Here is a 19,229-nt window from a genome sequence, read left to right as displayed (position 1 = left end):
GTAGAGGGGACGCGCACATCCGGCGCGATGGCGTACGCTTTACTGGAGCGCGTGGTCTGCGTGGGTCGGCGGTGCGGTGAGCGGACCTACCGGCTGGAACTGCTCGCCCTGGAACGGGAGGAACCCATCCGGCCAGCGCGCTTCAAGCCGACACAGCACACGATGGTGCAGCGGTGCGGGCGGCAGGTTCACCTTCTCGGCAAACACGTTCATCGACACGTGGTGCTCGAGCAGCTTCGCAATGTCCGTGACGAGGTAGTCTGGAATATACCCTAACAAGCACTTGTCCGCGCTGCGGAGCGCAACGGCGCTGGGATTCGACTCGTTCTGCGCATCGAGCATCCAGAACAGCCGCTCGCCGAACCGAAGGCGAGCGATTCGGTCCTCCGCGCCTGGGATGTACCGGACGCCGCGGAGGAGGAAGCGAGTCGTGTAGCCGCCAGTCTCGTCCTTCACCGGCGCAGGCACCACCTCGATGCGGTCCGTCTCCCGCCTGCCCCCGCTCCGCGCCAAGATATCGACCGAGTCCGCCTCGGTCGGGTCGAGCCCCAATACTTCGAGATACGCCAGGTAATCCGGGCGGGTCGTGGGCATCACCCGGTTTGCGAAGAACGGGAACAGCGACGAACTGCGGTAGACCTTGCACAGGTCAGGGAACGCAATGAACGGCTGGAAGCCCCGCTCCATGGCTTCCAGCGCGCCCTGAATGTACCGGAATTCGAAGAGATCGCCTTCCGCTCCGCCGTGATGGACGAGCCGGCCGACCGGAATGATCGAGCGATGGTTCGAGTCGTACCATGTGACGAAGAGGGTTCGGCCGGCCGTCATGGCTGCGCCTCCAGCAGCGAGAGCAACGCGCGGCGGTTGGTCGCCATCACCGCGACGGCGAACTGGCGAGCCGGATCGCTGATGCGCTGGGCAGGGATGCGGTCCACGATGGAGGACAGGGTAGCATGCTCGGTTGCACCGAGTCGCTCGAGCCAGCGCCTGCCCGCCAGCTGCGCGTGGCGCATCGCCTCCGAGAAGGCATCGAGCGGGCTCATTGGCGCAGGATCCTCGACGTTCCGGTAGAGGGCCGAGCGCGCCTTCTTGCAGTAAGCGTCGACCGTGCGCCGCCGGTCCCGGCCTTCAAGGCGCGCGCGCCGCTCGTGGTCCGCCAGCTCCCGGCCCAAGCTCGACGCGTGATCGTAGCTCGGCGCGAGCGCTGCATAGCGCTCCGCCTGCCCGATGCGCACGAGCACGGCCCAGTTCTCGTGGTGCCGGTCGGTGTTGCCGATCAGCGCGTCGAGCATGAGGTAGCCGAGGAACCAATCCGCCGCCGTCACGAGATCGGCCGAAGCCGTACCTTCGGGTGCACGAATAAAGCTCTGACTGAGCGCGTCGAGCACAAAGGTAACAGTATGCTCGGACGCGCTGTATGCAGCGTGAAGAGGGTACTCTGGACGGCGCTCTTGCAGGAGTTCGTTCCCGTGCGCCAGAGCATGCTCGTCGTCTGTGATGGCCAGCGTCAGCGTTCCGGGTTGCCCTTCGTAGACGGCGAGATCCACCTCCGCATGTGGAACGCCCAAGGCGCCCGCAACCTCAGCGGCGGTCTTCTCTGCCCAGTCTTCCCCGGTACCGGCACGGGCATACTTGAAGAGGTACCGATGGTGGTCATCGGCGTGGCACCAGAACTTGCGCTTGGTACCCATGGGCTCCTCCCCGATCCGCCAGACAGGAGAGACCTCGCGGATGGGGTACGCCTCTGCCACTGCATCACCTCGGAACGCAGCGCGTGCTCACGAGCGCGTCGCGTGCCCTTCGGACCGGTCAGTGCAACGGTCGAGCCGGCTCGATGACGAGCGCCAGTCGTACACACCTCACCGCGGCCGCGAGCCAGGCAAGCGGCTACGGTGTGCGATGTTTGAAGAACAACCTGCGCGCCACAGTGGATTCGAACCACTGGCCTTCGGCTCCGGAGGCCGACGCTCTATCCAGCTGAGCTAGTGGCGCACTCTCGCGGGGTTTCGCGAGGGCCCCGAACCTACCCAAGGCCGGGCTCCAGCGCAACCCCATTCCAGCACCATCGCGCACCGACGCCGCGCTTCGTTGAGGGGGGCGCCCCCGCGATGGCCCCGGGCGCGCCGCGCGTCGCGGCCGCCGCCCGCCCTGAGGCCGCGTCGCAGGCCAAAACTTGGCCACCGGCCTGTCTGTCCGGCATCCCCGGGTCATGGATGCCCGACAGCGAAGCTCTGCGATCGAAGCCCCCGCGCGCGGCCCCCTCCCGCTTGCCCTGGCTGTCGCCGCCCTCGCGTTGCCGGTCCTGCCGGCCTGCAGCAGCGGGGAGAGCGCCACGCCCGAGGGCATCGTCAGCCTCTCCGGGGCCGCGCCCCAGACGGCCGCCGAGAACGACCCCGCCACCCTCCCGCGGCCCGACGGGCCCCGCATCGGCGCCGTGCAGATGGTCGCGCCCATCTACGAGAAGGCGGACCGGCGCTCGGCCAAGCTCGGCTACCTCCGCGCGGGCGGGACGGCGCCCCGCGGCGAGAAGCCGGCCGCGTTCGACGACTGCCAGGGCGGCTACTACCGCGTGCTGCCCGCCGGGTACGTCTGCGCGGACGGCGACGCCACGATCGACATGCAGCACCCGATCCTCCGGGCGCTCACGCGGCGGCCCGACCTGTCGAAGCCGATGCCGTACCCGTACGCGTTCGTCCGGGCGATCGCGCCGAACTACTACCGGATGCCGTCCAAGAAGGAGCAGCTCCAGTACGAGATGAGCCTCGAGCGGCACCTCCGCAGCTACAAGAAGCTCAAGAAGAAGTGGGACGAGGTCAAGGTCGGCGCCAACGACGTGCCGCTCGACGCGCTGGGCAACGCCGTCGGCGACCCGCCCGCGGAGCCGCCCGAGCTCGGCGACAGCGAGCTCTTCGGCGGCAACGGCAGCGACGAGATCCCCTGGTTCTTCAAGGGCGGGCGGCAGCTCCCGAACATCTCGTCCTTCAAGGTCCCCGGCTACGCGATCATCACGAACCGGATCGCGCGCAAGGCGGGGCTCGCGCTCATCGACACCTTCATGGGCGACAACGGGCGGCGCTTCGCGCTGACCACCGACGCGCGGCTCGTGCCCACCTCGAAGCTCAAGCCCGCGCGCGGCTCGACGTTCCACGGCGTCGACATGACGAAGGGCTGGGAGCTGCCGCTCGCGTTCGTGCACCGGCAGGACGCGAAGCGCTACGACATCTCGGGCGGCGAGATGGAGAAGGCGGGCGATCTGCCCTGGCACACCGCCGTGCAGCTCACGGGTCGCTCGAAGAAGGTCGGCGGGGCGCGCCTCGTCGAGGCGAAGGACGGGACGTGGGTGCGCGACTCCGACGTGGCCATCGCGGTGAAGCCCTCGGAGCTTCCGTCGTTCGCGCAGGGGAACGTGAAGTGGATCGACATCTCGATCCTCACCCAGACGCTGGTCCTCTACGAGGGCAACAAGCCCGTCTACGCGACCGCGGCGGCCACGGGGCGCGACGGGCTCGGCGACCCCAAGAAGACGTTCTCGACGGTGCGCGGGACGTTCCGGGTCCGCGACAAGCACGTCACGACGACGATGGACGCGCACGAGGTCGACAACAAGTTCGAGCTCCGCGACGTGCCGTGGGTGCAGTACTTCGAGGCGGGCTACGCGATCCACGCGGCGCCGTGGCACGACGACTACGGCAAGCCGCGCAGCCACGGGTGCATCAACCTGTCGCCGATCGACGCGCGCCGGGTGTTCCTGTGGACCGATCCGCCGGTGCCGGAGGGGTGGCACGGGGTCAGCGCGGGGAAGGCGACGGGCGAGGGGACCATCGTCCACATCCATCCCTAGGCGGGCGCGCCCTCCGCGGGCCCACGGTGGGGCTCGCGAGGGGCGCGAGCTGCGAGGCGCGGCGTCAGTCCTCGTCGGCCTCGGCCTTGAAGCCGCTCTCCTTGATCACCTTGTCCTGCACCACCGGCGGGCAGATCTCGAGGTGCTCGACGCTCATCGTGAACGTGCCTTTGCCCTGGGTCATGCTCTTCAGCTTCGACTCGTACTCGAGCACCTCGGCGAGCGGGACGAACGCGTTCACGACCGTCTGGCTCTCGGCGGAATCGGTGCCGATGATCCTGCCGCGTCGGCTGTTGATGTCGCCGATGATGTCGCCCATCGTGGCGCCCGGCACCGTCACCGAGAGCCGCACGATCGGCTCGAGCAGCACCGGGGCGCACTGCGCCGCGGCGGCCTTGAAGGCCTTGCTGCCGGCCATCTGGAAGGCCGCGTCCGACGAGTCGACGTCGTGGTACTTGCCGTCGGTGAGCCGCACCTTGACGTCGACCATCGGGTAGCCGGCCAGGACGCCCTTCGACATCGCCTTGACGATGCCCTTCTCGACCGAGGGGATGAACTGCCGCGGCACGGCGCCGCCCACGACAGCGTCCTCGAAGACGAAGCCGCCGCCGCGCGAGAGCGGCTCCATGTCGATGTAACAGACGCCGAACTGGCCGTGGCCGCCGGTCTGCTTCTTGTGCTTGCCCTCGACGCCCGCGGCCCTCCGCGTGATCGTCTCCTTGTAGGCGATGTGCGGCGGGCCGAGCCGGCAGTCGACGCCGATCCGCCGGCGGATGCGCTCCACCGTGATCTCCAGGTGCAGGGCGCCCAGGCCCGAGACGACGAGCTCGCGGGTCGACGCGTCCTGGTGCACGCTGAGCCCCGGGTCCTCCTCGGTCAGCCGGTGGAGCGCGTTGCCGACCTTGTCCTCGCCGCCCTTCGCGTCGAACCGCACGCCGCGCGAGAAGAGGGCCGGCGGCAGCTCCGGCGCGCCGAGCTGGAACGGCTGCTTCTCGTCGCAGATCGTGTGCCCGCTCAGCGTCGCCTTCAGCTTGTGCAGCGCGACGATGTCCCCGGCCCGCGCCTCGTCCACCTGCTTGTGGTCCTTGCCGACCACCGTGTGGATCTTGCCGAGGCGCTCCGAGGCGCCCGTGCTCGCGTTGATCAGGGCGGCGTCGGGCCGCACGACGCCGGAGAGCACGCGCGCGAACGACGTGCGGCCGGCGTGCGGATCGATCGACGTCTTGAAGACGAACGCCGCCGCCGGCGCGTCCGCCGACGCCGGCCGCTCCGCCGGCTGCGGCGCGGCCCCGGGCTTGCCGCTCGGGACGACGCCGCTCCACGCCGGGTGCTCGGTCGGCGGCGGCACGAGCTCGACGATGCCGTCGAGCAGCGCGGCGACGCCGCTCGGGCGCACCCCGGAGGCGAAGTAGACCGGGACGAGGACCCCGCCGCGGACCGCGGCGCGGAGCCCCTGATCGAGCTGCTCCTGCGTGAGATCGCCCTCGTTCAGGTAGCTCTCGGTGAGATCGTCGTCGCTGCCGGCGACGTCGTCGACGAGCTTCCCCCGCGCGCGCTCCACGGCGGCCGCGACGTCGGCCGGCACGGCGGAGCCCGCGGCCGCGGCGGGCGCCTCGGGCTTGTCGAGCCAGGCCTTCCGCGTGCGGATCGCGACGACCCCGCGGTGCTGGAGCCCGTCGCCGACGCGCTCCTCCATCACCGCGAGGGGCGCCTTGAGGCGCGCGCGGACGTCGGCGAGCACCTCGTCGGGCCGCGCGTTCTCGGCGTCGACCTTCGTGACCACGATCATGCACGGCAGCTTCGCTTCCCTCACCCAGCCGAAGACGCGCTCGGTGATCGGCTGCACGCCGTCCTTGCCGCTCACCACGAGGATCGCCGCGTCGACCGCCGCGAGGGCGAGCCGCGTCTCGGCGAGGAAGCTCCCCTCTCCCGGCGTGTCGACGAGGTTGATCTTCTTTCCTCCCCAGGAGAGGTGCGCGACGCTCGCCTCGAACGAGCAAGCGTGCTCTTTTTCCTCGGCGGCGTCGTCGAGGACACTCGTCCTGTCGTCCACCTTGCCGAGCTTGGTTGTCGCCTTCGCGACGTACAGCAGCGCCTCGGCAAGCGATGTCTTCCCAGCCCCCTTGTGTCCGATGATTGCAACGTTCCTGATGTCCCCTGCCTCAGTCGTTGTCATCCCTCGTTCGTATCAACCCCCGTCGGCAACGAGAAGGCCGGTACGCGATTTTTGCGGCGCTTTCCTCGACGCGCGCGGACAGCGACGACGTGCGCGTCGCTCACCCGAGCTCTGCCGCGACGCGCTGCGGCGTACTCGAGTGGACAGCGCCTGTCCGGTGTTGCCTGAGCGGGGCTCGGGCGCGGCGCCTCGGTGCGCGACATGAGCGCTCTGCGCCTCGCACTCCAGATGGCGCTCGGCATCGCGCTGCCGCTCGCGCTCCAGCTCTGGGACCGGCGGCGACTCACGACGGAACAGCGCAATGCCTGCTGGAACGGAGCGACGTGGGGCGCCGCTCTCTACGCGTTCGGCCCGCTGTCCATGCTCGGGTGGTGCTGGGTCACGCGCGGCGTTCAGCGCGGGCGGCTGATTGCGCGCCGGACACGGCGCTGGCGCGCGGTGGCGGCGCTCGGACTCGGCGTCGCGTCGACCTCCGCGATCGTCCTGGTCATGAGCGGCATCGATTACCTGGTGGCGCTCGCGCTGGGGCTCCCGCCGTGAGCCGAGCGGCGGGGCAGCGCGGCGGCGCGGCGCGAGGCGGCCCGCCCGCGAGATGGCCCGATGGCCGGATGGCCAGGACGGCGCATGGACTGCACGGCTGGGGGTGGCTGCGCGGCACGAAGCAGCGAACGCTGGCCGGCCAGCCGGCCGGCTGGCCGGCCAGCACGCTGTGCACGGAAAGGGCACTTCCGTGCGGAGGTGTCGCTAGACGACACGTCATGGACGCGATAGCAGCACTCTGAGTCTGCTATTCCTAGGACAGGTTTGACTCCCTCCGCGGAGCTCGCGGACACATCGAGGCAGTGCGTTGACGTCGCTGAAGCCCAGAGCAGAGGATCGCGCGGCCGCACGGGAGCGGACCGATGCGCCGCGGACGCCCGAGGGCGTCCCCGGCAGGCAGGAGGTCGTCGCCGGCAGGTACGCCGTGGAGACCCGGATCGGCGCCGGCGGCCTGGGCGTCGTCCAGCTCGCGACCGACCTCGAGTCGGGCCGGCACGTCGCGCTCAAGCGCGTCGACCCGGCGATCGCCCAGAACCGGCACGCCGTCGAGCGGCTGCTCCGGGGCGCTCGCGCCGCGCGCGCCCTCTCGGGCAGGTACGTCGCGCGGGTGCTCGACGTCGGGGTCGACGGCGGCGCGCCGTTCATCGTCAGCGAGTACCTCGAGGGGTCCGACTTCACGAGCTACCTGCACCGCCGCGGCCCGCTCCGGGTCAGGGAGGCGGTGAAGTACCTCCTGCAGATCTGCGAGGCCGTCGCCGAGGCGCACGCGGCCGGGCTCCTCCACCGCGACATCAAGCCCGAGAACCTGTTCCTCAGCATCGGCGCCGGCGCGCCGAGCGTGAAGGTGCTCGACTTCGGCGTCTCGGCCGTCGCCTGCGGCGTCGAGAGCGAGGGCCCGAACGCCGCCTCGGGCGCGATGCGCGGCTCGCTGCTCTACATGGCGCCGGAGCAGATGCGGTCCGCGGGCGGCATCGACGAGCGCGTCGACATCTGGTCGATCGGCGCGGTCGCGTACGCGCTCCTCTGCGGCGTGAGCCCGTTCGACGCGCCGACCGAGCTCGACATCTGCACCCGGGTCCTGAACGAGCCGCCCTCGCCTTTCCCGCCGCACGTCGAGCCCGCCGAGCTCAGGACGCTCCTGCTGCGCTGCCTCGACAAGGACCCGGAGGCGCGCCCCCCGGACGTCGCGAAGCTCGCCTTCGCCCTCGCGCGCTTCGGAGGGGAGGGCGCGGAGGACGCGGCCGAGCGCGTGTGGGAGGTGCTCCGGGCAGAGGATGAGACGGTCCGCATGGCGACGCCGGCCCCCGCGGCCGTCGACGAGTGGGCGCCCGACACGCTGGCCGACCTGCCCAGGATGTCGCCCGACGACCTCCTGCGCGACCTCGAGACGACGGCCAAGTGGGACGCCGCCGCGGGCACCCGTCACTCCGACGTGACGCTGGTGTCGCACGCGGGCGCGTCGTGGGACGGCAGCGAGCAGCTCCGGGCGAGCCGCACGCCGCCCCCGGTCCTCACGGTGAGCGCGCCGGATCGCCCCTCCGATCCGGCCGCGAACGGGCCGGGGCAGCGCCGCTCGGGCGAGGACACGCCCGTCCCGCTCGCCGGCCGGGGCGCGCAGCGGGTCAGCACCGACGCCGCGCCGCGCGTCACCCCGACGATCGACGCGCGCGCGCCGGCCGAGACCGAGCGGCTCACGGTGGTGCGCCGCCCGCCGTCGCCGTGGCCCCGCCGGCTCGCGGTCGCCGCCGCGGGGCTCGGGCTGCTCGCGGGGCTCCTCGGGGTGTGGCTCGTGCAGGCGCGCACGCTCGACGCCGGCAAGGGCGTCCCGCCCGCGGCGAAGGGCGTCGAGAGGCGCGCGGTCCAGGCGGTGCGTTCCTCGGCCGCGTCGCGGCGGCCGGCCGCGACCGCTCTGCCCACGTCGGAGGCCACGTCGGAGGCCACGCCGGAGCCCACGCCGGAGCCCACGCCGGAGCCGCCGGTGGCCGAGCCGGGCGCCGACGGCGTCGCGGGTCCCGAGGCCGCCCGCCCGGGCGGCGAGGCGCCGCAGGCCGCGCCGGGGGGCCCGTACCGGCCGCCGCGCCCCGACGTGATCTACGACGAGGTCGAGCGCGAGCGGCTGCGGCGCGAGAAGCTCGAGCGCGAGCGGCAGTGGCGCGAGGGGACCGAGCGGGCACGGCAGCAACGCGACGCGATCAGGCGGGAGCCGCCGCCGTCCGAGGGGAGCGCGCGGGAGCCGCAGCCGCCCGAGGGGAGCGCGCGGGAGCCGCAGCCGCCCGCCGCGAGCGACGGCGCGCAGCGCCCGGACGGCGGGTGACGTCCGCGATCCCGCGCGCCGTCTGCCTGGTATAAACGCGCCCGTGTCAGCGATGAGTCGAGAGCTACGCGCGCTCGCCCGGTCGGCGGGCGCCGCGCTCGCCGTGGCGGCGGCGGCCGTCTGCGGCCCGGCGCGCCCCGCGAGCGCCGCGCCGAAGATCGCGCCGGAGCGCCTGCCGCACGGCGCGGCGGGGTGGGCCACGTCGGGCTGGGGCGGCGTGCGCGGCGTGACGATCGGGCCGATCGAGAACCAGCGGCACCCGGGCCGCGGCTACGGCACCGCGGCGAGCGGGCGGGCGATGGACGAGGCGGCGGCCATGGGCGCGACCTGGATCAGCCTGACCCCGTTCGGCCGCGTGTGGGACGGCAAGGGCACCGGCGTCGATCTCGTCTTCGAGGCGCCGTTCGAGGAGAACCGGCGCAACGTGCTCGCGGCCATCGCGCAGGCGCACGCGCGCGGGCTCAAGGTGCTGCTCGTCCCGCACCTCTGGGTCGAGAGCGGCGAGTGGCGCGCGCTGATCGACCCGGGGGACGACGCCGGCTGGGCGCGCTGGGCCGCGTCGTACCGCCGGTTCCTGCTCACGTGGGCCGAGGTCGCGCGCGAGGGCGGCGCCGAGATGCTCAGCGTCGGCGTCGAGCTGCGGAGCTGGGTGACGACGCCGCGCGCGGCGAGCTTCCTGCCCATCATCGAGGCGGTGCGCCGCGTGTACCCGGGGCTGCTCACCTACTCGGCGAACTGGGACGACGTCGAGCACACGCTGATCTTCGACGCCCTGGATCTCATCGGCATCAACGCGTTCTACCCGCTCGCCGAGCGCGAGGGCGCGTCGTTCGAGGAGCTCCTGCGCGGCGGCCGCAAGGTGGCGGCCGGGGTGGACGCGGTGGCGCGCGCGTGGGGCAAGCCGGTCCTGCTCACCGAGATCGGCTACACCACGCGGCGCGACCCCGCGGTGCGCCCGTGGGAGTGGCCCGACCGGATGAAGGGCGTCGTGATCGACCAGCGCTCGCAGGCCGAGGCCTACGCCGCGGTGATCGCGCCGTTCCTCGACGCGCGCACCTGCGCCGGCTTCTTCGTCTGGCGTCTCTACGCCGATCCGGACGACGTCTCGCAGGAGGCCGAGTGGGGCTTCTCGCCGCGGGGCAAGCTCGCCGAGCTCGTGCTGCGCGACGCCTTCACCGCCCGCTGGGCCGCCGACGGCCCCTGGCTTCCCGGCGAGGTGCTCGGCAAGCACCGCGCGCGCACCCCCGGCGTCTTCGGCTGGGAGCTCGATCCGGACGAGCTCTAGCGTTCCTCGGGGCTCCTCACCCCGGCGTCCGTTGCGCGACGCTGGCCGGGAAGGTGGAGCGTGAACGTCGAGCCCTCGCCGGGGGCGCTCGTCACCTCGATGCGGCCGCCGTGCGCCTCGGCGATGCGCCGCGCGGCCCACAGGCCGAGGCCCACGCCCGAGGCCACGCGGCCCGACGACGGCGCGCGGAAGTAGCGCTCGAACAGCCGTCCCTGGTCCTCGCGCGCGATGCCGACGCCCCGGTCCGAGACCGCGATGGTGACCTCGGCGCCCGCGCGCGCCACGGCGACCTGCACGGCGCCGCCGCCCGGCGAGTACTTGATGGCGTTCGCGACCAGGTTGTTGAGCACCTGCTCGATCCGGATCGGATCGCAGCGCAGCGGGACGGGCTCCTCGGGGAGCGACAGGCCGAGCTCGTGCGCGGTCGCCGCCGGGCGGTAGAGCTCCACGACCTCGCGGGCGAGCTCGCACGCGTCGCGGACCTCGGTGCGCAGCTCGAGCTCGCCGCCCTCGATCCGCGCGACATCCATGAGGTCCGTGAGCATGCGGTCGCAGCGCGCCGCCTCCTTCCCGATGCGGGCGAGCATCGGCCTGAGCTGCTCCTCGGGCGGCAGCGGCCGGTCCGGCCGCAGGCGGTCGACGGTGAGCTTCAGCGCGGCGAGCGGGTTGCGCAGATCGTGCGCCACGCTCGCGAGGATCCCGAGCTGCTTCCGGCGCTGCTCGGCCAGCGCGGCGGCCATCTCGTTGAACGCCACGCCGATCTCGCGCAGCTCGTCGAGCCCCCCGTGCGGCGCCCGGGCGTCGTGCGAGCCTGCCCCGTAGCGATCGATCGCGGCGCGGAGCGCGAGGAGCGGGCGATAGAGGCACCTGCTGCTCTGCCAGAGCGTCGCCAGGGTGCCCGCGAGCAGCGCCAGGACGGCCGCGACGCTCATGGCGTTCGACAGCGCGCTCACCCTGTCGACCCGGCCGCGGGCGATCTGCGCCTCCTCGAGCTTGACCGCGAGCAGCCGCTCTATCGCAGCGTAGGCGCGATCGGTCTCCCTGGCGGACGCGGCCAGGGCTGCCGTCGAAGGGGGCGCCCTCTCGTCCACCCGGGCGTGCGTGGCCAGGTAGCGCTCGACCTCGATCTCGGCCTCGTTGAAGGCGTCCGCGTTGTCCGCGGTGACCGGGTTCTCGCGGAGCTCCTCGATCCACCGCCTCATCTCGCGCTCCGCGGCCTCGCGCGCGCGAGCGTGCTCCGGGCGCTGGGTCAGCGCGACGCGGGCGCTCTCGCGCTCGTGGGAGAGCATGTGGACCTCCAGCTCCATGACGGACCGCACCTCCCGGACCAGGTTGAAGAGGCACATGACCTCGCGGCGCATGGACGCCGTGCCGAGCGTCAGGCCGCTCGCCGTCAGCAACGCGAGGGCGGCGAGCGACGCGGTGCTCGCCGCCGCGAGCGTCTTCAGCTTCATCGTTGTTTCCCCCGATTCCGGCCCTCGGCGCGCCGGAAAGCGCGCTGAGCGTAGCGCTCCGGGGCGCCCGCGGACCGTCCGCCGGCGCCCCGGAGATCCCGATGTCCCCCGGCGGAGCCGTCCGAGCCGGGGCCCTTCAGGATCGATGCCGGCGACGCGCAAAGGCGGCGCGCGTGCGCCGCCGTCGCGGCGCGGACAGGCTCAGGCGCGCGCCCGCTCGACGGCCCTCGGGGGCGACAGCGCCGCGCTCGCGATCGCCATCTGCCGCTCCAGATCTGCGGGCGACGCCGGCGCTTCCAGGATGAGCGCCGCGTCGCCCGGGACGTGCGCGGCGACGCGCTGGAACGCGTGGGCGGCGCTCTGGCTCAGGGCGTCGTGGCGGCTCCCCGCGTTCACCTCGCTCACGTGGAGCTGCCTCAGCCTCGCCCGGTGCGCTTTCACCAGGAAATGCGCCTCCGTCATGGTGCGATCGACCTGGTGCGCGTGCCCGACATCGAAGCAGAACGACGCCTCGGGCAGCGCGTCGAAGAACGCCGCGAGCTCCTCCACGGTGCGGCCGGTCCGCTTGCGCTTGTCCATGTTCTCGATGGCGAGCCGGCCGCCGAGCTGCCGCCAGGCCCCGAGATCGTGGAGGGTGTCGGGGTGGAGGACGACGAGCCAGCCCAGCGCGGCCACCTCGGCCATCGCGTCGGCGACGGCGCGCTCCTCCGCCGCGTCGAAGCGGCTCGGGGCGTGGAACGACACGTACCGATACCGCGACAGGTCCAGCGATCCGAGCAGCCGGAGCAGCGGCCTGAGCTCCGAGATGCGCAGCGCGGACAGCTCCACCGCGGTCGCGGAGCTCCCCTCCAGCATCGCGAGCGCGCGTTCGACGTCGCTCAGCGCGAGCGCCCCTGTCGAGTACCCTATCGGTCGCATCAGAACACCCCGTACCGCTGGATGAGTTCGCTGAGCTCGTCGTCCTCCTTGAAGAAGAGCCGGTTGAGCCCGTCCTGGAACGCGCGCCCGATGTCGCGCACCCGCTTGAAGGTCGGATCGTTGCCCAGGTGCTCGTCGAGCGGTAGCTGCTTGAGACGGCCGCGCTCCTCCTCGTTCGAGAGGAGGGCGAGGAACGCGTCGTAGCTGTCGAACAGCATGCGCGCCGTCTCCGCGGAGATCGACGGCCGGAGCAGCACCTCGGCCAGGCTCTCCAGCGGGGTCACGCGGATGCGCTCCCTCAGGAAGCGCACGAGCGACGGCGTCGAGATGCCGCCCTCGTCGGCCCACGTCGCCCGGTCCTTTCCGAACAGCTCGAAGCTGAAGCAGGTGATGAGCCCGCTGAGGAAGATGAGCTTCCGCGACATCCTGAGCTTCGCGTTGCGGAGCGCCCAGCCCGAGCTGCGCTCCCGCTGCTTGTAGACGAAATCCACGGCGACCGTGCGCCAGTAGCGGACGATGTCGTTCAGCAGGAACATCGGGATGATCTCGCGCTTGCTCCCGTAGTGCAGCCCGCGATCGTCCTCCACGTAGCGCGAGAGCACGAGCCTGAGCACCCGCTCGTGGGCGTCCGGCTTGCCGATCGCGAGCGACTCCAGGAGCAGCAGGATGCGCTGGGTCGTGTTCTTGTTCGTGTCCTCCTGCCCGCCGATCTGGTGGAGGATCGGGTGGCTGAACGCCACGTTCCCGAACACGCCCGTCGGGCCCGGCTCGTGGAACTTCGCGTCCCTCAGGATCTTCGTGATGGCCTGGACCTGGCTGAAGTGCCCCTCGTCGGCCTGGCCGTCGATGAGCAGCGTCCAGTCGAGATCGCTGCCGGTCGTGTACTCGCCGCGCGCGAGCGAGCCGAAGACCACCGCGCTCGTGTCGCACGGGATCTGCTCGCGGAGCAGCGCCGCGAGCCGCGCGCGGGTCTCCGCCGAGAGCCGCGCGGCCGCCTCGATGCTCGGCCACGACCGCCCCGCCTTCTCGCCGATCCGCTCGATGGCGCTCCGCGGCGCCCCGCCTTCGTCTCGTGTCATCGATCGCACCCTCGATCGCACCCTCGATCGCACCTGCCGCGCCCGGCGCGCCTCACGCCCCGCCGTCGCCCGGGAGGGAGAGCCCGAACCACCGGTTCACGAGGTCATGGTGCTCCACGAGGCGCTCGCGGTAGCGGGGGGTGCCCTCGAGCGCGGCGCGCTCGAAATCGACCCAGTACAGGGCGCCCGTCTTCTCCCCGATGAGCACGTTGCCGAGCTTGACGTCGAGCGGCGCGACGCCGCGCCCGTTCATCGCCCGGACGATCTCCTCGACGCGGCCGCGGTAGGCGTCGCCTTCTCCCTGCGCGAACGCCTCGATCTCCCGCCGGTCGCGATCGGGATCGAAGAGCTGCCCGAGCGGCGCGAGGTCGATGTCGAGCACCTTCTCCCCGCGCTCGGCGAGCCGCTGCTGGAGCGTCTTGCCGCGCACGTAGTCGATGAAGAGGGTGCGCGTGGCGAGGTGCACATCGCGGACCCTCGGGACGCTCGGGAGGTCGCGCAGGCGGAGGAGCGACGCCGCTTCATTATAGAAGAAGAGGCCGAGCAGGGAGAAGAGGTGCGCGTCGAGGGGCGCGTTCCTCGGCTGGCCGATAAAGCGCTTCCGGACGCAGACGTACCCGCGGCGCAGCACGACGTGGAGCCGGTACCGCAGGCGCGGCATCTTCTCGCTCCGACGGTTGAAGAAGGGGACGTCGGCCGGGTGGATTGCGAAGGCGAACCCGTCTTGATCGAGCTCGGCGAGCACCCTGTCCCCCGGGCCGAGCTCCGCGACGGACGGGATGTCGCTCGGGGTCACGGCGTCGGGGACGGGGAGCGGGTTCTCGTCGAGCCGCCGCGTTAGGAGCGCCCTGACCGTCTCGATCCGCGCGGCGAGCAGCCTCGTCGCGGCGTCCATGCCTGGCACGCGGCGCAGGCCCTGATCGAGGGCGCGCCGAAGTTCAGGGTTCATGCCCGTCTAGTACCTGCTTCCGTTCGCCAAATCAAAAGGTGCGGGGACGGCGACGCGAGGTGGTACCGTGGTCCAGCGACGTTGGGCGCCAGACGCGACGAGCGCTGGCGCGCAGGCGACGCGAGGTGGCAGCTTGGGTGAGGCTGCGCGGCCCTGTCCGCGCTTCGACGGGAGACCCGGTTCGGGTAGCAAGCCACATGGGGACTTCGACGCTGCGGATCGTCCATGCCGTGAGTAGCCTCAACGGCGGAGGCATGGAGCATTTCGTGCTGCGCCTGGCCGAGGCGCAGCGGCGCCACGGCCATGACGCCTCCATCCTCGCGCTGCGCGGCGGGCCGCTCGAGGATCTGGCGCGCCAGCGGGCGCTGCCCCTCACGGTCCTGCGCGGCGGCCTGGCCGCGCGGGTCGCGCACACGGCGCTCGCGTTCGCGCGCAGGCGGCCGCAGATCATCCACGCGCACAACCCCACCTCGCTCCACTACGCCACGGTCGGCAAGCTGCTCACGCGGGCGCGGCTCGTCTTCACCGATCACGCGCAGACGCGCGGGATCATCCGCGTCCCGTCGCGCTTCGAGTGGCGTGAGACGGACGCCGTCGTCGGTTGTTCGCAGGACACCGCCGACAAGAGCGGCGCAGTGGGCGTCGCCAGCAACATCTCTGTGATTCACAACGGCATCGACATCACCCCGGCGCGGCGGGCGCGCGAGGAGGTGCGCGCCGAGCTCGGCTTCGACGCGGGCGCGGCGCCGGCGCCCGCCGCGTCGCCGCAGGCCGCGTCGCCGGAGGCCGCGGCCGCCTCTGGCGGCGCGTTCCTCGGGATCATGCCGGCCGCGTTCCACCCGGTGAAGGGGCACGACGTGCTGCTGCGGGCGCTCGCGCGGCTCCGGGATCGCGGCGTCGCGGTCACGGTGCTCATCGTGGGCGACGGCGACGAGCGCGACCGCATCCACGGGCTCGCGCGCGAGCTCGGGATCCACGGCAAGGAGGCGCGTTTCCTCGGGTTTCGCAAGGACGTCCCCGATCTCCTCGTCGCGGCCGACTTCTTCGTCCTGCCCTCGCGCGACGAGGGGTTGCCGCTCGCGGTGCTCGAGGCGATGGCGCGCAGGCTGCCTGTCGTGGTGACGCCGGTCGGCGGCGTCCCGGAGGTGGTGCGCAACGAGGAGCACGGCCTGCTCGTCCCGGTGGACGCCCCCGACGCGCTGGCGGACGCGATCGAGCGGCTCGCGCGCGATCCGGCGCTCGGGCGGCGGCTCGGCGAGGCGGGGCACGTGCGGGTCCGCGACGACTTCTCGTTCGAGAAGATGACGCGCAAATACGAGCAGCTCTATTTCAGCCTCACGTGACCGGCGGGCGCGCGATGAAGGTCCTCGTCTTCACCCATCATTACCCGTCGACGCGGCTGCCGACGATGGCGCCGTACAGCTATCAAACCTACCGGGCGCTCGCGCGCCGCTGCGAGGTCCGGCTCGTGGCGCCGACGCCCTGGTGGACGCGGGCGCGCGGCGCCTCGCGCGAGCTGCTCGGCGGCACGCGCGAGTCGCACACCGGCATCGACGCGCTGTTCCCCACCTACTGGTCGGTCCCGGGGCTGCCGGTCCTGCACGCGCGCGCGATCCACGCCTCGCTCCGGGGCACGATGGCCGCGCTGCGCCGCGAGTTCCCCTACGACGCGATCCTGGCCGCGTGGGCCTATCCCGACACCGTCGCCGCGGAGGCGTTCGCGCGGGGCGCGGGGGTGCCGGTCGTCACGACGGTGCTCGGCAGCGACATCAACGAGCAGCCGAGGAGCGCCGTGCTGCGGGCGCAGATCGCGCCGGCGCTCCAGCGCTGCGCCCGCGTGGTGGCGGTGAGCGGCGCGCTCGGCGATCGCCTGGTCGAGCTCGGGGTGCCGCGGGAGCGCGTGGTGGTGCAGCTCAACGCGGTCGACGGCGAGCGGTTCACGATCCGGGACCGGGCCGCGCCGCGGGCGCGCCTCGGCGTCCCGGCGGACGCGCGGGTGGTGCTCTACGCCGGCTATCACGTGCCCGAGAAGGGCGTGGACGTCCTCGTCGAGGCGATGGCGCACCTCGACCGGACGGGCCGCCGCGACGTGCACCTGATGATGGTGGGCGGCGGCGAGCTGCTCGATCCGCTGCGCGCGCGGGTCAGCGCGCTCGGCCTCGGCGACCGCGTGCAGCTGTTCGGCTGGGCGCTCCCTGCGGAGATCCCGGACTACATGGCGGCGTGCGACGTGTTCTGTTTGCCGAGCCGCCGCGAGGGTTGTCCGAACGTCGTCCTGGAGGCGCTCGCCTCGGGCCGACCGGTCGTCGCCACCCGGGTGGGGGGCGTGCCGGAGCTCGTGCGCGAGGGGCAGGGGGGCAACGGCCTGCTCGTCCCTGCCGGCGATCCGCAGGCGCTCGGGGACGCGCTGGTCCGCGCGCTGGAGCAGGCGTGGGATCCGGAGGCGCTGCGGGGCAGCGTGGGCGCGCTCTCGTGGGATGTCGTGGGGCAGCGCTATCACGCGCTCCTGGAGGAGGTCCTCCGGGAGCGGGGCGGGGCGGGCTGAGGCATCGCCGAGCTGCCCGGCCCCCCTGGGAGGGTGTTCGTCGCGCGGGGCGGGGCCCCCCCGCGCGTCAGCTCGCGCAGGGCGGCGGCTTCAGGCGGTAGTCCCTGTAGTCCCCGGGATTGCCCGTCTTCCCATCGAGCGCCGCGATCGCGATGTTGTACATCTCCCGCGCGGTCACGTAGTGGAGCACCCACTCCTTGCCATCGTTGTACCGGGTGGTGAGCTCCCGGTGCAGGCCGTGGCTCCCCGCGCCGAGCAGCGACTCCGCCTGATCCTCGGGCGCGCCGTGCGTGTAGACCTTGACGAACACCCACTCGGGCCTCCCCTCGATATGGATGTTCTGGTCAACCCACGTCTTCACCCGCTCCGGCGTCGGCGGGTCGACCGCCTGGAGCGCGCCGTATTCCATGCGCACCCGCGTCTTGTGCCCCCGGCGCGTCAGCGCCAGCGCGAGCGGTCCCTCGATCATCAGGATGCGGTCCTCCAGCACCTCGCCGACCCTGGCCCGCTCCCCCACGGTGTGGGCCTTCCGGCGCGCGAGGTTGCCCGTCGGCCAGTAGATCTGATTCACGATGCTGTGCTGCGACGCATCGGGCGCCGACGGGAACGTGTAGTCGGCATAGCAGCCCGTCTCGAACAGGAGCGGGAGCTCCTCGTCGACTCCGCAGTTGCGCGAGTCCCGCCCGGAGTTCGCCAGACACCAGTTGCCGTGGATGAACCCGTACCGCATGCGGCCGTCCGCGTCGCGCGAGAAGTGCCCGTGCTTCCCCAGGATGTCCAGGTACCTGAGGATGTCCGCGCGCAGGTTCTCCGCCGTGTCGTTGTGATGGTGCAAGTGGAGCTCCACCTCCCCGAAGCCTCGGCGCGTGAGGTCCGCCAGCGCGTCGAGCCACCCAGGCGTGTACTGCTCCCCCGGAAAGAAGAAGCTGTGGCGCGGGTGCCGGCCGTCCGCGTCGCGGTAGGCGCTCGCCATCTCCGGATAACGCTCCGACCACGCCCTCACCCGCGCGTCGCCGACCTCCGGCGTGGCGTTCTCCCACCCAGGCTCCCAGTGATCGCACACCGCGAAGAGGAGGTGACGCGGGCCGATCGGACGCGGAGCGCGGGCGTTCTCGAGCCTCTGACGGGCGTAGCCGCCGAGCCAGTTGTGGAGGTTCTTGTTCTTGAGATACTGGAGCTTCGCCTGGAGTGTTCCGATCATGAGCTTTCTCGACCGCGACGCGTTGGACCGGCGGCCGCCGCGGCGGACCGGATACTAACCTGGCACCGAGGGGCGCTGCTACAGCCGCCTCGTCGACAGCCCCGCGATCGAGACCACCTCTCTCGGGCGCCCGGCGCCCAGACGGCCCCACCGCCGACCGCGAGGCGGGACGCCCCACGGCCCACGGCTCACGGGGGAGCGGCTCCCCTAGACCCGCCCGCCGCGTCGGAAACGTGCGATCGAAGGTGGACCCGATGCGAGCGCGCACGGCACGCTCGCCCGCTCCCCGCCGCGGAAATTCACGCACGGCCGCAGGAGCTCGACCATTCCGCCGGCAGAGGTCGTTTTGCCGCTCGGGGCCAGTGAACGCCAGCTCCAGCCCGGCGGCGCGCATCCTGCTTACAATTTTCGCGTCTGGCTATCCAGCGAACGATCTGTCGGCTCCTGTGGGAGACAAATCGCCCCACCTGTGGCGCTTTGCAGCAGCGGCCCGCACCGGCCCACCGCCAACCGTTGTGTCCGCGGTGAGCGCCCGCACTGGAACCTCGTGGCACGATGCCTGCAGCACGCCGTGGTTGACTGTAGGCATCACCGCAGCGTAAGGAGCCAGGCATGATTTCAACCACGATGACGCCGACCGAAGAAATGGTCTCCCTCCCCCCGCGGAGGACTTCCATCGAGTCATCAGCCTCCATGGCGGAGGCGTGCGAGCTAGCCCGGCGGCTCGCGGACATGATCGAGCGCCTGAGGGTGTGCACCCCCGAGGGCGATCAGGCCCAGACGCTCCGCATCGCAGAGGGGATGGCGCGCAGCGTGGCGGACGCCGTGTCCGACGTCATGCGCAGCCGGCGAATCCACGCTGCCTAGCCTTCGGCACGCGCGTCGCCTAGAACACGAAGGCCGCACGGGGGGGCCCACCCGGCCTGG

The 19,229-nt window shown here is 72.2% G+C and carries 15 protein-coding genes and 1 tRNA gene; 7 read left to right on the top strand and 9 right to left on the bottom strand.

The window, feature by feature from the left end:
* Positions 1–39: 39 nt before the first annotated feature.
* The 3 genes from WME76_RS45615 to WME76_RS45605 all read right to left on the bottom strand — a co-directional run bounded on the left by WME76_RS45615 (position 40) and on the right by WME76_RS45605 (position 1,992).
* Positions 40–828 carry an HIRAN domain-containing protein gene (locus WME76_RS45615; protein ID WP_437962483.1) on the bottom strand — a complete coding sequence of 263 codons (789 nt, stop codon included), beginning with the start codon at positions 826–828 and terminating at the stop codon, positions 40–42.
* Positions 825–1,691: a HipA domain-containing protein gene (locus tag WME76_RS45610; RefSeq protein WP_437962482.1), complete on the bottom strand. Its 867-nt coding sequence runs from the start codon at positions 1,689–1,691 to the stop codon at positions 825–827. Before WME76_RS45610 ends, WME76_RS45615 begins: the two co-directional genes overlap by 4 nt.
* Positions 1,692–1,918: 227 nt before the next feature.
* Positions 1,919–1,992 (bottom strand) — tRNA-Arg (locus WME76_RS45605).
* A gap of 301 nt (positions 1,993–2,293) precedes the next feature.
* Here WME76_RS45605 and WME76_RS45600 point away from each other — a divergent pair.
* Positions 2,294–3,841, top strand: a complete 1,548-nt coding sequence (locus WME76_RS45600) for a L,D-transpeptidase (RefSeq protein WP_437962481.1) — start codon at positions 2,294–2,296, stop codon at positions 3,839–3,841.
* Between the two features lie 64 nt (positions 3,842–3,905).
* Here WME76_RS45600 and fusA read toward each other — a convergent pair whose 3' ends face one another.
* Complete coding sequence (gene fusA / locus WME76_RS45595; RefSeq protein ID WP_437962480.1) at positions 3,906–6,017, bottom strand: elongation factor G; 2,112 nt, start codon at positions 6,015–6,017, stop codon at positions 3,906–3,908.
* A 201-nt stretch (positions 6,018–6,218) separates the two neighbouring features.
* Here fusA and WME76_RS45590 point away from each other — a divergent pair, with 201 nt between their 5' ends.
* The 3 genes from WME76_RS45590 (at position 6,219) to WME76_RS45580 (ending at position 10,156) form a co-directional block, all read left to right on the top strand.
* Complete coding sequence (locus WME76_RS45590; RefSeq protein ID WP_437963027.1) at positions 6,219–6,557, top strand: transcriptional regulator; 339 nt, start codon at positions 6,219–6,221, stop codon at positions 6,555–6,557.
* 307 nt (positions 6,558–6,864) lie between these two features.
* Entirely contained in the window at positions 6,865–8,871 is a 2,007-nt protein-coding gene (locus WME76_RS45585; RefSeq protein ID WP_437962479.1) for a protein kinase domain-containing protein, read from the top strand.
* Positions 8,872–8,923: 52 nt separating this feature from the next.
* Positions 8,924–10,156: a glycoside hydrolase family 113 gene (locus tag WME76_RS45580; RefSeq protein ID WP_437962478.1), complete on the top strand. Its 1,233-nt coding sequence runs from the start codon at positions 8,924–8,926 to the stop codon at positions 10,154–10,156.
* Here WME76_RS45580 and WME76_RS45575 read toward each other — a convergent pair.
* From WME76_RS45575 to WME76_RS45560, 4 genes are all read right to left on the bottom strand, one after another.
* Positions 10,153–11,610 carry an ATP-binding protein gene (locus WME76_RS45575; RefSeq protein WP_437962477.1) on the bottom strand — a complete coding sequence of 486 codons (1,458 nt, stop codon included), beginning with the start codon at positions 11,608–11,610 and terminating at the stop codon, positions 10,153–10,155. The genes WME76_RS45580 and WME76_RS45575 overlap by 4 nt on opposite strands.
* A gap of 201 nt (positions 11,611–11,811) precedes the next feature.
* Positions 11,812–12,528 carry a hypothetical protein gene (locus tag WME76_RS45570; RefSeq protein WP_437962476.1) on the bottom strand — a complete coding sequence of 239 codons (717 nt, stop codon included), beginning with the start codon at positions 12,526–12,528 and terminating at the stop codon, positions 11,812–11,814.
* A complete protein-coding gene (locus WME76_RS45565; RefSeq protein WP_437962475.1) occupies positions 12,528–13,607 on the bottom strand; it encodes a nucleotidyltransferase domain-containing protein in 1,080 nt (359 codons plus the stop codon). Before WME76_RS45565 ends, WME76_RS45570 begins: the two co-directional genes overlap by 1 nt.
* Before the next feature lie 52 nt (positions 13,608–13,659).
* Positions 13,660–14,403: a hypothetical protein gene (locus WME76_RS45560; protein ID WP_437962474.1), complete on the bottom strand. Its 744-nt coding sequence runs from the start codon at positions 14,401–14,403 to the stop codon at positions 13,660–13,662.
* 383 nt (positions 14,404–14,786) lie between these two features.
* Here WME76_RS45560 and WME76_RS45555 point away from each other — a divergent pair, with 383 nt between their 5' ends.
* Positions 14,787–15,899: a glycosyltransferase family 4 protein gene (locus WME76_RS45555; RefSeq protein ID WP_437962473.1), complete on the top strand. Its 1,113-nt coding sequence runs from the start codon at positions 14,787–14,789 to the stop codon at positions 15,897–15,899.
* Positions 15,896–17,101: a glycosyltransferase family 4 protein gene (locus WME76_RS45550; protein ID WP_437962472.1), complete on the top strand. Its 1,206-nt coding sequence runs from the start codon at positions 15,896–15,898 to the stop codon at positions 17,099–17,101. Before WME76_RS45555 ends, WME76_RS45550 begins: the two co-directional genes overlap by 4 nt.
* Positions 17,102–17,168: 67 nt before the next feature.
* On the opposite strand, the gene WME76_RS45545 is transcribed toward WME76_RS45550, so the two are convergent.
* Positions 17,169–18,302 (bottom strand): hypothetical protein, encoded by a 1,134-nt coding sequence (locus tag WME76_RS45545; protein WP_437962471.1) that lies wholly within the window; start codon positions 18,300–18,302, stop codon positions 17,169–17,171.
* A gap of 612 nt (positions 18,303–18,914) precedes the next feature.
* Between WME76_RS45545 and WME76_RS45540 the strand changes: the two genes are divergently transcribed.
* Positions 18,915–19,169, top strand: coding sequence for a hypothetical protein (locus WME76_RS45540; protein ID WP_437962470.1), 255 nt, complete (start codon positions 18,915–18,917; stop codon positions 19,167–19,169).
* Positions 19,170–19,229 lie beyond the last annotated feature (60 nt).

This window comes from Sorangium sp. So ce119 (assembly GCF_051524405.1).
Taxonomy (GTDB): Bacteria; Myxococcota_A; Polyangia; order Polyangiales; family Polyangiaceae; genus Sorangium; species Sorangium cellulosum_G.
The sequence above is the reverse complement of the archived record's forward strand: the minus strand, read 5'-3'. Positions and strand labels throughout refer to the sequence as shown.

Excerpts from the sequence above, each read along its gene's own strand:
- WME76_RS45615 (WP_437962483.1), bottom strand. The coding sequence starts at position 828 with ATGACGGCCGGCCGAACCCTCTTCGTCACATGGTACGACTCGAACCAT.
- WME76_RS45610 (WP_437962482.1), bottom strand. The coding sequence starts at position 1,691 with ATGGGTACCAAGCGCAAGTTCTGGTGCCACGCCGATGACCACCATCGG.
- fusA (WP_437962480.1), bottom strand. The coding sequence starts at position 6,017 with ATGACAACGACTGAGGCAGGGGACATCAGGAACGTTGCAATCATCGGA.
- WME76_RS45590 (WP_437963027.1), top strand. The coding sequence starts at position 6,219 with ATGAGCGCTCTGCGCCTCGCACTCCAGATGGCGCTCGGCATCGCGCTG.
- WME76_RS45580 (WP_437962478.1), top strand. The coding sequence starts at position 8,924 with ATGAGTCGAGAGCTACGCGCGCTCGCCCGGTCGGCGGGCGCCGCGCTC.
- WME76_RS45575 (WP_437962477.1), bottom strand. The coding sequence starts at position 11,610 with ATGAAGCTGAAGACGCTCGCGGCGGCGAGCACCGCGTCGCTCGCCGCC.
- WME76_RS45570 (WP_437962476.1), bottom strand. The coding sequence starts at position 12,528 with ATGCGACCGATAGGGTACTCGACAGGGGCGCTCGCGCTGAGCGACGTC.
- WME76_RS45565 (WP_437962475.1), bottom strand. The coding sequence starts at position 13,607 with ATGACACGAGACGAAGGCGGGGCGCCGCGGAGCGCCATCGAGCGGATC.
- WME76_RS45545 (WP_437962471.1), bottom strand. The coding sequence starts at position 18,302 with ATGATCGGAACACTCCAGGCGAAGCTCCAGTATCTCAAGAACAAGAAC.
- WME76_RS45540 (WP_437962470.1), top strand. The coding sequence starts at position 18,915 with ATGATTTCAACCACGATGACGCCGACCGAAGAAATGGTCTCCCTCCCC.